The sequence below is a fragment of the Vibrio sp. 10N.247.311.49 genome (genome assembly GCF_041467655.1).
GTDB classification, from domain to species: domain Bacteria; phylum Pseudomonadota; class Gammaproteobacteria; order Enterobacterales; family Vibrionaceae; genus Vibrio; species Vibrio crassostreae_C.
Map to the genome: position 1 here is coordinate 326835 of NZ_JBFSVA010000001.1, position 14233 is coordinate 341067.

The following is a 14233-nucleotide window of genomic DNA, read 5'->3' on the forward strand; positions in this document are numbered from 1 at the left end:
TCAAAGTCTAACTTTTGCTTATTCGAAACCGAGCTTCTTCAATGCTTGATAGGCGTGGTCAACGTCGTCGGGGATCGGCATCTCAATCTGAAAGCCTTTCTCTGGGTAGGATTTGATTCGCTCGTAATCAGCAATTAATGCGCCTAACACCATATCTAACGGCAACTCTTCGTTAAAGTAATCATCCCAAGTTTGCCATCGCGACGTCACGGTAATCTCGGAAGTTTCGTCAGGCCATTGTTTACTGAAGGTTGCGTAGGTACGTTTCTCCATGAAGGGCTTCTGAACTAAGGTTAGCCTCTTCGGCGATAACCCTTTTTCTGTCAGCAACTCATGAGTGAATCGTACATTTTCCCCAGTATTTGTTGCGTGTTTCTCTATGATAATGTCAGAGTCAGGCACGCCACAATCTCGTGCGATAGAAGCGAATGTTTCTGCTTCTGAGCGTTCAAAGCTTCTTTCGGTAAAGCGCCCCACACCGCCAGAAAAAACGATGTAAGGCGCGATCTGTTGGTGATAAAGCTCGGCTGCATATTCAGCTACGCGAGTATCGTTGCTACACAATACAAAGATACAGTCGGAAGGCGTAACCTTGTGACCCATCGACATAAAGTTCCAAAGGGTGTCGACTGAGCGATGCAGTTTTATGTTGGGATTTTTGTTAGCAATAGATTGTTCAGTCATGAAGTGCGTCCAGTGTGGATTCGAATTTAAATGAATAACCTAAGTCGAGAATCTTCTTCGAAGAGATTAACTTGTCTGGGGTATCAACAACAGCGGGCAGAGGCTCACTGCTGTTGGCGCTTTTCAGTGCCGCGGCATAAAACTCCGCCTTACTGACTGTATTTGGTGTGGTCACGTTAACTATTTCATTGTGCAGTTGACTGATAGCGAAATCGACAGCACCAATTGCATCATCAAGGTGCAGCATGTTGGCTGGAGCTTGAGTGCTGACTTGTTTTAACTTGCTTGCGAAGCGTGATGGGTGACGGCTTGGGCCGATTAAGCCACTAAAGCGAAGAATGGTGTAGTCGATACCGGAATCAATCACTGACTGTTCAGCTTGCAGCATGATTCGTGCGTTATCGGAAAATAAAGACGCGTGCTCGTTATCTGAGGTCGAAAGGGGGAGTGATGCATCCAGCTCGTTCAGCACACCCGGCTTAGTTGGGTATACCGTAGTTGAACTAACCATAATGAGCTTTTTAATGTTGGCCTTTTGGCATGCATTGGTGAGTTGCTGCCAGTAGTCGGCATACTCTTGTCCTGCTCCTTTTCTAAAGCCAGGAGGGAAGCTGCCAATCACAATTTCAGTGTTGTTTTCGAGTAACAATGAATAGAGTCGCCCGATAGTCTGTTGTGGATCGGATGAATCAAAGCTAAACACTTCACATGGAATTTGTTCGCTACCAATGGCATCTGCTCCCGCTTGGGTCGTTTTCGTGACCACTACTCGGTTACCATGTTTTTCTAAATGTTCAGATAAAGGTGTACCTACCCATCCTGCACCGACAATAAATATAGAAGCCATGTGTTCCTCACAACTGCAAATGACGAATTTACAATAAGCCTAACAAAGCTTTGCCCAAAAATGAAAAAACTCCACGGCCGAAGCAAGTGGAGTTTTTACTAGAACAATGGAGCTTTAGTTTAGTACGCGAAGAAGCTTGTCTGCGCGCTCTGCCATCTCGATACCTTCATCTGTTAGGTAACCGCCGTCTGGCTGAGTACAAAGGTTTTTTTCGAATAGGCGCTTAACAGCGTCTTGAGTTTCTTGAGCAGCCTCTTGATGGACTTTAATTCCAGTAGCTGCACTACTTACATCAAATTGAAGAAGGAGGTTTAAATCAGCAATGTTTTCAGCGTTGTACTTCATAATTAACCTATATATTCATAACGTTCTCTACCTTCACCTTAGTGCGCATTCACGGCTCAGGCAATAGCAAATAAAGAGAATTGATAAGTGATACCAAATTGATTGATTAATCATCGAGTGATGAGTTTATTTTGGTTATATTGGGTGATTTGCACCCACTTAAATCATCAGTGATGTTTATTGCTAAGTGGTTGTAATATATTGTGACTAGAAATAATTTGCATTGAGCGAATATTGTATAAAAAGGATATGCATAAGTGAGAGCGAACAAAGTAGCATTAACGATCAGTATGCTATTTGCTATCTCAGGTTGTCAAAGCACACCCTCAGAGCAGACAGACGCGAACCAAACCACAAACAACAATAATGAATCGACAATAGAGGTCCGTTCATTTCAGTCTGTCCAAAGCGTTTACTCCGAATGGGAAGTTAAGCTTGAAGACCATGCTCAATTGTCTCTCTATGCACCAGAGAATTACAATGAACTATTAGACGCATGGGATGATGCTGAAAGCATTTATGCGGACTTACTTAAAGACGAAACTCGGATAACCAAGAGTTACTCCATTTTTTCGAGCCTAACTTACGCTGAAGCCTTCGATGAAAAAATCGCTTTGATCAAATCAAACTATGACTCGATCTTAGTGTTAAAGAAGAAGGCTGATCGAGTACTCGCGGATTCGATTGTCCAAATGGATTACCTGAAGTTTCTTGGCGCAGATACCATGTTTACCTCGAGCTACAAACGTTTGTATTCAGAATACAGCGAGTTGTTCGAGTATGTGCTGGTCGATGAGCTTGAAGACGCTCAAGAAGCGCAGGTGGAATTTCTTAACAATGCTCGCTTACTAGAAGTTAAAGTGGCGCATAAGAAATACATCGAACCTTTGAAGAACGAATTAGAGTTCTTGGAAGATGAAGATTTCGATGACGTTGTTCCACTGACGTTTGCTAAAGCGGCATCTCAAATTGCTTTGGCAGAAAGCCAAGTGAAAGCCAGTCCCCGTGAAAAGTCTATCATTGAAGACGCAGTTCACGCTGCGGAGTTCGAATTAAACCACGTACGCAGTGTTGCTCATGAAGTCAAAGTGCTGGCGAGCGTAAAAGGCGACCAGTTCGAACAGTCGGTTTTGAATGCAGAGAACCAGTTATTGAGCATTTCACGAGTGGTTAATGATGAAGATCACCGTGATGTTGTATTGCGTCTTCAGTCTCAAAAAATTGTAGCGAGTGTTAAAGCGCTGAAAGGCTTAGACATGACGGCGTCATTAAAGTCAGAGATTAAAACTTTGACTGAGCAATTAGCTAAGCTGGAGTCTGAAAACCAGAAGCAAGCGCAGCAACTGTCTGAAGCAACCAAGCACAGTGAGTTGCTCGGTGAGCAGATTACCAAGAGTGATGCTCACATTAAAAGCTTAGAAGAGTTAGTGGATAGTTTGAAAAGCTTAGGTGGCAAAGTGGCCAACGAAAGTGACTCTGATGTGATGTCCCCAGCTGTTGAATCTACTCTAGAGGATTCAACCCTAGAACAATCATCAGAAGAAGTGATTGAACCTTCGGTTTAGCATCACTAATTTCTTTATTTGTGATTGAGTTAAAAGCGCCTTAGGGCGCTTTTTTACGTTCTGTTGATCTATGTCAAAATCTAGAAATAAAAGCGCTCTGTGAGCCATTTTAGTGTACGTTATTCTTTGATTTTTAACGTAACTTGTTGATATTTATAGATGTGTTATTTTCTATGCTGATAACTAATCATTCAGCAGAGTTTTATTTTTACTACTAAAGTCGTATGAATTTGGAATAACTCGGACTATTTGCTTTCAACAAGGCTGTGAGAGCTATTTTGTGCCTAAAATAGCTCTTGAATTCAGAAATGAAAGAGAGGATTATCACGCTCCCGACGACATGTTTCAAAATGTAAATCATCATGAATCTAAACCAATTTGACTCATTATTACCGCCACAAATGGCTGAGCGCGCTGCAGATATTGGCGTAGGTAAAGCAACCAAAGATCCAATCAAATCTTTTCTCCTAGCGATTTCCGCTGGCATACATATCGGTATTGCGTTTGTGTTTTACACCATCGTAACGACTGGTGCTGGTGATTTGCCGTGGGGTATTACTCGCTTATTAGGTGGCCTTGCATTTAGCTTGGGCCTAATCCTCGTTGTTGTTACTGGCGGTGAACTATTTACCAGTTCGGTGCTCACTCTTGTTGCTCGTGCAAGTGGCAAGATTAGCTGGGGAACCCTAGTAAAGAACTGGGCGACCGTTTATATCGGTAACCTTATTGGTGCTTTATTGCTAGTGGCATGCATGCTTCTGACTAAACAGTACATGTTCGACCATGGGCAAGTGGGTTTGAATGCCATGGCCATCTCTCAGCACAAAATGCACCATGGTTTTATCCAAGCTATCGCGCTTGGCATCATGTGTAACGTATTGGTTTGTATCGCGGTATGGATGACGTTTAGTGGACGAACACTGACTGACAAAATTGCAGTACTGATTTTACCTGTCGCGATGTTTGTATCATCGGGCTTTGAGCACTGTATTGCGAATATGTTCCAAGTTCCTTTAGCTATCGGTATCAAAACATTTGCTCCAACTGAATTCTGGACAATGACAGGGGCTAATCCAGCAGACTATGTTGACCTAAACATGATGGACTTTCTGATGAACAACTTGCTGCCCGTTACTATCGGTAACATCATCGGCGGCGGTATCTTTGTTGGCATGTGGTATTGGTTGATTTATTTACGCGATTAATAAAGATGGCGGATCAACAAAGCTTGTGTGACTAGCTCAGTGACAAGATTAGTTAAAGCTCAGAGTGGAAACATTGAACTGACTTATGACATTTACAAGACGGCCTGCATTGCAGGCCGTTTTTTATTTGTGGAAAACTTACTCGTTGAATTCTTAAATTATCATTTGAACGCTTAACAACGCAGTTCTGCACGTGTGTATATGTCTTTGAAATCACCCAAGGATCAATGGCAATGATCTTTGCGCGAGCCGAAATGGACAAAAAAGGATCTATATTGATTTGGTTATCCACAATTTCTGTGGATAACCTGTATCAAATTCAGTGAGTAACCAGATCTAAGTGGAGTAGGGAGGTTATTTCGAAGGCTGTATTTGAGCGAGAACTCGCCCTTCTTTGGTCAGAGATGTCTTCAATGAGAGGTGAAGTACAAGGGCTAGAGAGCAGCTCATCATCACGAAAATCGCCAGCATGATCATCAGTTGATACTTAATTGCGATCATTGGTGAAGCTCCCCCGAGAATTTGACCTGTCATCATCCCCGGTAGCGTTACTAAGCCTGTGGTTGCCATTGAGGCCATAATAGGAGACATCGCTTTCTGTATAGCATTACGCACAAAAGGCGCTGCAGCATAAGTAGGAGACGCGCCTAACGCGATTGCTGCTTCATATTCTGATTTCTGTGTTTCAAAAGCACCAAACAGGTTCTGCAATGCCACTATATTACTGCTTAAGCTATTACCCAATAACATCCCTGCGATCGGGATAAGGTACTGAGCGTTAAAAACCGGTGTTGGTTTAATGATAAATAAGCAGATGAACAAGACAATGGGTACACAGGTTACCGCTAGGCTCACAGCGACAGGCACTAACAAGAGGTTTCGGGGTAACTTGGACTTTTCAACAATCGAGCTTGCCCCAACGATAATCATCGTAAATAACCACAGTAAATTGACCCACAAGCTATTCAAAGTGAACAGGTATTCTAGGTAGAGGCCAACCAGAAATAGCTGAACAGTCATGCGAATGATGCTGATAGAAGCCTCTTTTCCAAGGCCAAGTTTTAGCTTGTGGTTGATTACAATTGGTAGCAAGAGAAGTGAACTGAAAAACAATAATTGCCACCAAGATATATCAATAACGTCTTGCATAATGCTTCCTTTTAATAAGGCTTCTATCATATCTGAAAGTGCCAAATGATGCATTTCAGAGTCATACCTGTCGAACTCAAAAAAGGCTCAATTATTTAACATTCAAAGTACAAAATAATGGTTATTTGAGGGTTTTTTGGCTACTACTTAGTAGGTAAAACGTTAAAATTGGTTACAATACGGTTGCGTAAATGTTGGAATTTAACATTTGTGAAATATACTTAATTCTTCACATTTGTTAATACTTTTTAATAACTTTGTTTAACTAAAAACAACTTTGGATGAGCTCAAAAAAGTATTGATTAGCAAGGGTTATAACGGGAGATTTGATTGAACCCTACTTTGAGTATGGTCTAAAATTTGTCGTTAGATACTTAAGAACTTTAGCCCCATAGAATGGGTTACTCGAAATTACTAAATACAAAATAGGCAAAATGTATGAGTGATGTTAATAAAATTGAAACTAGCGAAAAACATTCGCTGGAGTGGAAGTCTTTCCTCTTCATCGCGGTGGTTCTCTTCCCAATATTAAGTGTGGCTTTTGTAGGCGGTTACGGCTTCCTAGTTTGGGCACTGCAAGTGTTTGTATTCGGACCTCCTGGTGCTCACGGCGGCATGTAATGCCCTCTAAGTAACAACATTTTTTAAAATCAATATTTAAGAGAGCTAAACATGAAATCATTTTTAGTTAAATTATGGCGCACAATGACTCGCCCAGCAGTACACATCAGTCTTGGTGTACTAACTATGGGTGGCTTTATCGCCGGTGTTATTTTCTGGGGCGGTTTTAACACAGCTCTAGAGCACACAAATACAGAAGAATTCTGTGTAAGCTGTCACACCATGCGTGACAACGTATACGTAGAACTACAAGAAACGGTTCACTGGAAAAACACTTCTGGTGTACGTGCTACTTGTCCTGACTGTCACGTTCCACATGAATGGACAGCAAAAATCGCTCGTAAGATGCAAGCTTCTAAAGAAGTATTCGCTCAAGTATTTGGTGACCTAGATACGCCTGAGAAATTCGAAGCTCGTCGTATCGAACTGGCTAAACACGAATGGGATCGCTTCTCTTCGAACAAATCTCTAGAGTGTAAAAACTGCCACAACTACGATTCAATGGATTTCGAAAACATGCGCCCAACAGCGCGTATCCAGATGAAGAACGCGGCAGAGCGTGATCAAAGCTGTGTTGACTGTCACAAAGGTATTGCTCACAACCTTCCATTAGATATGGCATCAGCGAGCGGTATTGTTGGCGAGCTAGAAAACGTAGCAAGCAGCACATCTTACGCAAATGGTTCAGACGTGATCTCTATTCGTCACCTACCAATGTACACAGATGAAACAGCTGAAGTTGAAGCGGGTCTATTAAGCCCTGCAAGTAAAGTTGCGGTTATCGACGAAAAAGGCGACATGATCAAGATTCAAATCGACGGTTGGCGTAAAGCGAAAGGCTTCGGACGTGTAATCCAAGAAGACTTCGGTATGAACATCTCAACTGCAATCTTGACGAAAGAAGTATCTCAAAGTGACGTTATCACTGTTGGTGAGAAGAAAGAAGATGAGCTTACTGGCCTTCCATGGGAAGAAGTTAACCTAGCACTTTGGATGAAGAAAGAGTCTATGGTTGATAACTTCGATCCAATCTGGAACGCAGCGGGTCAAGCGTACCAATCTAACTGTTCAACGTGTCACTCACAGCCAGATGAAGCTCACTTCAGCGCTAACGGTTGGGTAGGCATGCTAGATGGTATGATTGCATTCGTTAACTTCGATACAGATACAGAAGCACTGGTTCTTAAGTATCTACAGAAGCACTCATCAGATTTTTCTGAAGGCCATCACTAATAAGACGTCAATTGGAGTAACACAATGGCAATTACAAGAAGAAGTTTTCTGAAAGGTGTCGCTACTACAAGTGCGGCATCGGTTATCGGTCCAAGCTTATTGGCGTCGGCATCAGCGTCTGCAGCAGAAACAGACGGTGCGTGGAAAGTCTCTGGTTCTCACTGGGGTGCATTCCGAGCTCGTGTTTATGCGGGTAAAGTACAAGAAATTAAACCTCTAGAAATCGATCAACACCCAACTGAGATGTTGAAAGGTATTAAAGGTATTATCTACAGCCCATCACGTGTGCGTTACCCAATGGTTCGCCTAGATTGGTTGAAGAAGCATAAGTACAGCGCAGACACGCGTGGTAACAACCGCTTTATTCGTGTGACTTGGGATGAGGCACTAGACCTTGTTTACCGCGAGCTAGAGCGCGTACAGAAAGATTACGGTCCATGGGCGCTTCACACAGGTCAAACTGGTTGGAGGCAAACAGGTCAGTTCCATAGCTGTACTAACCACATGCAACGTGCAATGGCACTTCACGGTTACTCTGTGAAGAAAATCGGTGACTACTCAACAGGTGCTGGTCAAACGATCATGCCTTACGTGCTAGGTTCTACTGAAGTTTACGCACAAGGTACATCTTGGGAACTTATCCTAGAAAACAGTGACAACATTGTTCTTTGGGGTAACGATCCAGTTAAAAACCTTCAAGTAGGTTGGACATGTGAGACTCACGAGTCGTTCGCATACCTAGAACAGCTGAAAGAAAAAGTTGCTAAGAAAGAGATCAACGTTGTTTCTGTTGACCCTGTTAAAAACAAAACAGGTCGTTACCTAGAAAACGAGCAAATGTACATCAACCCACAAACTGATGTGGCGTTCATGCTTGGTGTTGCTCACGTTCTTTACAACGAAGGCCTATACGACAAGAAGTTCATCGAAACTTACTGTCTAGGTTTTGAAGATTTCATCAAGTACGTTCAAGGTGAAACGAAAGACAGAGTTGAGAAGACGCCAGAATGGGCTTCTGCTATCTGTGGCGCAAGCGCGGACTCTATTCGTGACTTCGCTAAGATGCTGGTTAACGGTCGTACACAGATTCTTGTTGGTTGGAGTATCCAACGTCAAGAGCACGGTGAACAGCCTTACTGGATGTGTGCAGTTATCGCAGCAATGGTTGGCCAAATTGGTCTACCGGGCGGTGGTATCTCTTACGGTCACCACTACTCTGGTATCGGTGTATCTTCAACTGGCTTCGCTGCTCCGGGTTCTTTCCCGCTGAACATCGACCAAGGTCAATCGCCTAAGCACACTAACACTGATTACAACGGTTACAGCCGCGTAATCCCTGTTGCTCGTTGGGTAGATAGCCTGTTAGAGCCAGGTAAGAAGATCAAAGCAAACGGCGCAACAGTGACACTGCCTGACATCAAGATGATGGTATTCAGTGGTAACAACCCGTGGCACCACCACCAAGATCGCAACAAGATGCGTAAAGCATTCAAGAGCCTACAAACTGTAGTGGCTGTTGATTTCGCTTGGACTGCAACTTGTCGTCACTCTGATATTGTTCTTCCAGCTTGTACTCAGTGGGAACGTAACGATATCGATGGTTACGGCGCGTACTCTGGCCGTGGTTTGATCGCAATGCACAAGCTAGTGGATCCTCTGTTCCAGTCTAAGACTGACTTCGAGATCATGTCTAGCCTAACTAAGCGTTGGGGTCGTTACGACGATTACACGCGTGGTATGGACGAAATGCAGTGGGTTAAATCTCTGTACGACGAATGTCGCGCATCAAACGAAGGTAGCTTCGAAATGCCTGAGTTTGCTGAGTTCTGGGAGAAAGGTTTCCTAGACTTCGGCAAAGGTAAGCCATGGACTCGTCACGCTTCATTCCGTGAAGATCCAGAGATCAACGCACTAGGCACGCCTTCTGGTTTCATCGAAATCACAAGCCGTACTGTTGGCAACATGGGTTACGAGCACTGTCAAGAACACCCAATGTGGTTCGAGAAATCTGAACGTTCACACGGTGGTCCAGGCTCTGACAAGCACCCGTACTGGCTACAATCTTGTCACCCAGACAAGCGTCTTCACTCTCAGATGTGTGAATCTGAAGAGTGGCGTGCGACTTACGCGGTACAAGGCCGTGAGCCAATCTACATCAACCCAGTAGATGCTAAGAAGAAAGGCATCAAAGATGGCGATGTAGTACGTGTGTTTAACGACCGTGGTCAACTACTAGCAGGTGCTGTTCTAATGGATAGCTACGCTCCTGGTGTTGTTCGTATCGAAGAAGGTGCTTGGTACGGTCCGATCAACGAGAAAGTGGGCGCGCTAGATACATACGGCGATCCAAACACACTGACTCAAGATATCGGTACGTCTGAACTTGCTCAAGCAACGTCAGCAAACACATGTTTGGTTGATTTCGAGAAGTTCCAAGGCAAACTGCCTCCAGTAACTTCATTCGGTGGTCCAATCGAAGTTTCTTAAGTCTTGTCTTAAGAACCAAGATTAAAGCTTGAATTAAAGCCCCTGTAAGCACTCTTACAGGGGCTTTTTGTATTTCTGATATCTGTCAGAGATTTCTAATTAAGTCATGTAGTCGCGTTTATGAGGGCTTTCTACCGGGGAGCTATAACGTATGGATTGAGATAAATTGCACAAGTAACGTGGTAACAGCTATGGAGCAAAGGAAGAGGGTGTTTTGAAGGGGCTCTCTTAAGAACTAGGTCGTCGAAAGCAAAAAGGCCGATACAAAGTACCGGCCGATTAGAAACCTATGGAGTGAAGCCTAGATCTTGAAGAAAAACTTGAGCCTTGAATAGAAACTCAAGCCTACAGCTCGAACATAAACCAATAACCGTATGCACAGATCAAAGCGGGCACACTCGAATACAAGGTGGCGACGAGCGCTGCTTTAGGTGCCATGGCAATCGCAGGGAACAGCGCATCACCATCATTTGAAATCGCATTACCGACCTGAGCTGAAAGTGGAAGAGCACCCGACAGGTACAAGCTAGTGACCAATAATTGTGGACCACAGCCAGGTAGCAAACCCATCAATACGCCCGCCAGGGGGAGCATGATCCCCCAACTTGAGAATAGCGTCGCAAAATCCACATTTGCTAGCACAGAACCAAATTCGAAGAAAAGAAAGGCAACCACAACCCACGCTGTCACAAAGTTGGTGTCTTGAGCGGTTTTTTGCAGTGGATGTGAGCCTAAACATTTCTCATCTTCACTTACTGCTGATTTGTAATCTTCAATTTCCCGAGTGAGGCCCCATAGAAACATCGAGCTAATCAATAAAATTGTTCCCGCCCATTCCATCGACATTTCAGGCAACGCGAGTAACTCGTTTACATCGACTTGAAAAGAGCCAAGTAGAGCTACTGTAGCGCCGGGAATAATCAGCACTGACCATAGGTAACCTTGCAGGTTGATCGCCTTTTTAGAGACCGATTCTTTGTCTTGGGATTGAGATGAGCAACTGTGAACGGCTTCATTTTTCTGTGCTTTTTTTGGGCGTAAGAAGTCGTCTGCGTGAAACAAGTTAATGATTCGGCCTGACGCAGTACCCACGATCACGCCCATCGCCATCATGGCTAAACCTGTCTTAGGCTCGCTCGCTATGAGCAGGAACGCCGCGTCACCCATGGTTGAGACGAGCACCGCAACTACCGCACCAAATCCGAGTTTTCCCGAGATAAATTGTGTGGTTACCACTATCGCACCGCCACAGCCGGGCAACGCGCCCATGAGAGCCGCGAATACCACTTGGTTTGAACGAGATTGATGGACGAGCTTATTGAAGACGTTATCTTTGTTTATGTACAGACTTAACCAGTGGTAAATAGCCAAGGTTAAAGCAACATAACAAGACACTGCCCAAAACGCGTCTGACAAAGTAGTCACCGTCAGCTCTCGTGTAGCTGGGGCTGCAACCAAAGCTGCAAGTGAGACAGGCAAAAGCAGGCGCTTAAATGACAGTGAAAACTGAGTTGTTTTCGCAGCACTACTGCTTGGCAAAAAAGAGATTAGTCGATCCATAGGTGTTACTCAAAATTAGTGGCTTAAGATAAATATATACGAATGATAATAATTATCAATTGCATTTGTTGTTTTTTTATCTATTGTTACTATTGGCTAAACCCACGAAACATGACCAATCTAAAAAAATGAGGTAAAGTATGACTAATAAAGAGAGGCTCTAAAGGTAGAGTCATAATTGTTAGTGTAATAGGAAGAAACATGATTTTAGTTGTTGGTCACAAAAACCCTGATAGTGACAGTATTTGTAGTGCGTTAGTTGCAACTGAGCTTCTTAAGGCTCGTGGCGAGGAAGCGACACCAATTCGCCAAGGCGAGATCAACCGCGAAACTCAACACATTCTAGAAGTCGCTGGTGCTGAAAAGCCAGAGCTTCGTACTTCTGTTGCTGGTGAGAAAATCTGGCTAGTAGACTACTCAGATCTAGCACAAGCACCAGATGATGTTGCTGATGCAGAGATCGTAGGTATTGTTGATCACCACCGTCTAGGCGACGTGATGACAGTAAACCCAATGGAAGCTTGGATCTGGCCTGTTGGTTGTACAAACACTGTACTTTTCAACATGTTCAAGATTGAAGGTCACGCAATCTCTCAACAAATCGCTAAACTAATGATGTCTGCAATTCTTTCAGACACAGTTGGTTTCGCTTCTCCAACATGTACTCAAAAAGACAAAGACGCGGTTGCTGAGCTTGCTGAAATTGCTGGCGTAACTGACGTTGATGCATTCATCAAAGCGCTTCTAATCGCAAAAACAAACATCGAAGGCCTATCTGCTGCACAGCTAGTAGAAAAAGACCTTAAAGGCTACCCATTCAACGGTCGTGATGTTGTTGTTGGTCAAGTTGAACTTGCGACTCTTGAGCAAGTAGACGGCATGATCGAAGCGCTAGAAGCTGATCTTGAAGAGCGTTGTGAGAAAGACGGTCTAGCGTTCGCTGCGGTAATGCTAACAGATATCACTACTGCTCAAACTCGTCTTCTATACAAAGGTGAGTGGGCTGAGAAATTGGTTAAGCACGAGAAAGGCGGCGTATTAATGATGGAAAATACACTAAGCCGTAAGAAGCAAGGCTGGCCTTGGCTACAAGGTGAGCTTGTTTAATCAAGTCGCTTAATATTAAACGCCTGCTTATTTAGCAGGCGTTTTTCTTTGAAGTAGACTTTCTTCTTCATCGATAATGTTTGAAGTTGACAACACTCGGCATAAAATAGCTTTAAGAGCAAAGTTACTGACTAAAGTAGGAAATTAAGATGACTACACAGCTAGACGATAAAAAAATCGCTGAAATCAACAAGTATACGGGCGAGCAACGCCTGAAATACTGTGTGAAAGAAATCGTAGCAAACCGTGAAGTATGGATCTTAACCGATGAACACGGTTGTGTAATGCTGAACACAGAAGATGAAGATTGTGTTCCAGTATGGCCAAACCAAGAGTTCGCAGAATCATGGGCAACGGGTGATTGGTCTGAGTGTAAAGCTGAGTCTATTTCGTTGAACAAATGGCACAGTCGCTGGACGAACGGTCTAGAAGACGACGAACTTGCTGTTGTAGTATTCCCGAACGAGCAAGAAGAAGGCGTTATCTTGTTCCCGGATGAGTTCGACTTCGAATTGAAAAAGCAGGCAGCTAAGCGCTAGTTCTTTCGTAATACAGTAACATCGTAAGTCAGCGTTGCCTTTCTTAGGCAGCGCTATCATTCAATTATCCCATCTAAGTTACTTCCAACGTATATTCGTCAATACCCAATCAACTGATACAAAGGCGCTTGCTGTGCGGCTTTAGAAGCTTGCTGAAGCACACCTGTTTTGCTGTATCTCTTGAGTATCTTTCGAACGATAGGTTTTACTTCAGATTTTGTCATTCCAGCTTTCAATTCTGGTTCATACAGCAATTGCAGTAGCACTACGTCTAACGGCGATAATAAGTCTTCTGGCGTGTGGTCGTTGAAAATAGAAGGGTAGGCTTTATCTGAATCATTCGGCAGGCCTAGAACTTGTGTGATCTCTTCCACGATACAGGCGACCAGCTTACCTCGCGATCTTGCCTGATCAACCGGGATTACAATCCCAGCGTATACAATCTCGCCTTTAGAATTGGTTCTATAGCCCGCCGTGCAGATGGCGCTATTTAAATGTTGAGTTGATTTGAGCTTGAGCACCGATTTCGCCTCAGATACCCACTGGCTCTGCCTTGTGTATATCCATTTAACGTTCGCTTCGGACTCTTTACTGACGATTGTTATTGGATGTTGGGTGACTTCAGATAAGTGTTTGATATGAAGCTCTGTGATCTCTTGATGCAGTTCCTCATCGCCCACTCGATGATCGATCCAAATCTTGATCGGTTGTTTCCACTTGGCGAGCGGTTTGTTGCCTTGGGAGTATTCGTGTTGAAGCGCGACGTTATAAAAGGCAGTTTCGACGAAGCTTCTATCTAGCCATGTGAGCGGTGTGCTTGTCGCGTTAAAGGACAACAGCACCAACAAGAGGGGAAGCATTGAAGCTGTTCGATACATACTTTTCCCCTCT

Annotated in this window: 13 protein-coding genes; 7 read left to right on the forward strand and 6 right to left on the reverse strand. The window is 43.8% G+C overall.

The window, feature by feature from the left end; all coding sequences use genetic code 11:
* Positions 1 to 18: 18 nt before the first annotated feature.
* The 3 genes from AB6E54_RS01455 to AB6E54_RS01465 all read right to left on the reverse strand — a co-directional run bounded on the left by AB6E54_RS01455 (position 19) and on the right by AB6E54_RS01465 (position 1876).
* Positions 19 to 684 (reverse strand): YdcF family protein, encoded by a 666-nt coding sequence (locus tag AB6E54_RS01455; RefSeq protein WP_032545711.1) that lies wholly within the window; start codon positions 682 to 684, stop codon positions 19 to 21.
* Complete coding sequence (locus AB6E54_RS01460) at positions 677 to 1531, reverse strand: NAD(P)H-binding protein (protein WP_372106197.1); 855 nt, start codon at positions 1529 to 1531, stop codon at positions 677 to 679. Before AB6E54_RS01460 ends, AB6E54_RS01455 begins: the two co-directional genes overlap by 8 nt.
* A gap of 114 nt (positions 1532 to 1645) precedes the next feature.
* Complete coding sequence (locus AB6E54_RS01465; protein ID WP_372106198.1) at positions 1646 to 1876, reverse strand: TIGR02647 family protein; 231 nt, start codon at positions 1874 to 1876, stop codon at positions 1646 to 1648.
* A 257-nt stretch (positions 1877 to 2133) separates the two neighbouring features.
* Here AB6E54_RS01465 and AB6E54_RS01470 point away from each other — a divergent pair, with 257 nt between their 5' ends.
* Together AB6E54_RS01470 and focA are read left to right on the forward strand one after the other, a co-directional pair.
* The gene (locus AB6E54_RS01470) at positions 2134 to 3441 is read left to right on the forward strand and encodes an ATPase (protein ID WP_372106199.1); all 1308 of its coding nucleotides are present in this window, start codon (positions 2134 to 2136) and stop codon (positions 3439 to 3441) included.
* A 362-nt stretch (positions 3442 to 3803) separates the two neighbouring features.
* Positions 3804 to 4646: a formate transporter FocA gene (focA, locus tag AB6E54_RS01475; protein WP_372106200.1), complete on the forward strand. Its 843-nt coding sequence runs from the start codon at positions 3804 to 3806 to the stop codon at positions 4644 to 4646.
* 354 nt (positions 4647 to 5000) lie between these two features.
* On the opposite strand, the gene AB6E54_RS01480 is transcribed toward focA, so the two are convergent.
* Entirely contained in the window at positions 5001 to 5795 is a 795-nt protein-coding gene (locus AB6E54_RS01480; protein WP_171732184.1) for an ABC transporter permease, read from the reverse strand.
* Positions 5796 to 6233: 438 nt separating this feature from the next.
* Here AB6E54_RS01480 and torE point away from each other — a divergent pair, with 438 nt between their 5' ends.
* Genes torE through torA form a run of 3 tightly spaced genes read left to right on the forward strand, consistent with a single transcriptional unit; the run spans position 6234 to position 10136 of the window.
* The gene (gene torE / locus AB6E54_RS01485) at positions 6234 to 6416 is read left to right on the forward strand and encodes a trimethylamine N-oxide reductase system protein TorE (RefSeq protein ID WP_017060298.1); all 183 of its coding nucleotides are present in this window, start codon (positions 6234 to 6236) and stop codon (positions 6414 to 6416) included.
* A 51-nt stretch (positions 6417 to 6467) separates the two neighbouring features.
* A complete protein-coding gene (gene torC / locus AB6E54_RS01490) occupies positions 6468 to 7649 on the forward strand; it encodes a pentaheme c-type cytochrome TorC (RefSeq protein ID WP_017060299.1) in 1182 nt (393 codons plus the stop codon).
* 24 nt (positions 7650 to 7673) lie between these two features.
* On the forward strand, positions 7674 to 10136 hold the full coding sequence (gene torA, locus AB6E54_RS01495; protein WP_065675739.1) for a trimethylamine-N-oxide reductase TorA: 2463 nt from the start codon (positions 7674 to 7676) through the stop codon (positions 10134 to 10136).
* Between the two features lie 345 nt (positions 10137 to 10481).
* Here torA and AB6E54_RS01500 read toward each other — a convergent pair whose 3' ends face one another.
* Positions 10482 to 11696 (reverse strand): putative manganese transporter, encoded by a 1215-nt coding sequence (locus AB6E54_RS01500; protein ID WP_372106201.1) that lies wholly within the window; start codon positions 11694 to 11696, stop codon positions 10482 to 10484.
* Between the two features lie 201 nt (positions 11697 to 11897).
* On the opposite strand from AB6E54_RS01500, the gene AB6E54_RS01505 reads away from it, so the two are divergent.
* Complete coding sequence (locus tag AB6E54_RS01505; RefSeq protein ID WP_017065328.1) at positions 11898 to 12803, forward strand: manganese-dependent inorganic pyrophosphatase; 906 nt, start codon at positions 11898 to 11900, stop codon at positions 12801 to 12803.
* 149 nt (positions 12804 to 12952) lie between these two features.
* A complete protein-coding gene (locus AB6E54_RS01510; protein ID WP_004734596.1) occupies positions 12953 to 13342 on the forward strand; it encodes a DUF2750 domain-containing protein in 390 nt (129 codons plus the stop codon).
* A 98-nt stretch (positions 13343 to 13440) separates the two neighbouring features.
* On the opposite strand, the gene AB6E54_RS01515 is transcribed toward AB6E54_RS01510, so the two are convergent.
* Positions 13441 to 14220, reverse strand: a complete 780-nt coding sequence (locus tag AB6E54_RS01515) for a DUF2927 domain-containing protein (protein ID WP_029235328.1) — start codon at positions 14218 to 14220, stop codon at positions 13441 to 13443.
* Positions 14221 to 14233 lie beyond the last annotated feature (13 nt).

Coding starts and splice junctions, on each gene's coding strand:
- AB6E54_RS01510 (WP_004734596.1), top strand. CDS start 12,953: ATGACTACACAGCTAGACGATAAAAAAATCGCTGAAATCAACAAGTAT.
- AB6E54_RS01465 (WP_372106198.1), bottom strand. CDS start 1,876: ATGAAGTACAACGCTGAAAACATTGCTGATTTAAACCTCCTTCTTCAA.
- focA (WP_372106200.1), top strand. CDS start 3,804: ATGAATCTAAACCAATTTGACTCATTATTACCGCCACAAATGGCTGAG.
- torE (WP_017060298.1), top strand. CDS start 6,234: ATGAGTGATGTTAATAAAATTGAAACTAGCGAAAAACATTCGCTGGAG.
- AB6E54_RS01480 (WP_171732184.1), bottom strand. CDS start 5,795: ATGCAAGACGTTATTGATATATCTTGGTGGCAATTATTGTTTTTCAGT.
- torA (WP_065675739.1), top strand. CDS start 7,674: ATGGCAATTACAAGAAGAAGTTTTCTGAAAGGTGTCGCTACTACAAGT.
- AB6E54_RS01505 (WP_017065328.1), top strand. CDS start 11,898: ATGATTTTAGTTGTTGGTCACAAAAACCCTGATAGTGACAGTATTTGT.
- AB6E54_RS01460 (WP_372106197.1), bottom strand. CDS start 1,531: ATGGCTTCTATATTTATTGTCGGTGCAGGATGGGTAGGTACACCTTTA.
- torC (WP_017060299.1), top strand. CDS start 6,468: ATGAAATCATTTTTAGTTAAATTATGGCGCACAATGACTCGCCCAGCA.
- AB6E54_RS01455 (WP_032545711.1), bottom strand. CDS start 684: ATGACTGAACAATCTATTGCTAACAAAAATCCCAACATAAAACTGCAT.
- AB6E54_RS01500 (WP_372106201.1), bottom strand. CDS start 11,696: ATGGATCGACTAATCTCTTTTTTGCCAAGCAGTAGTGCTGCGAAAACA.
- AB6E54_RS01515 (WP_029235328.1), bottom strand. CDS start 14,220: ATGTATCGAACAGCTTCAATGCTTCCCCTCTTGTTGGTGCTGTTGTCC.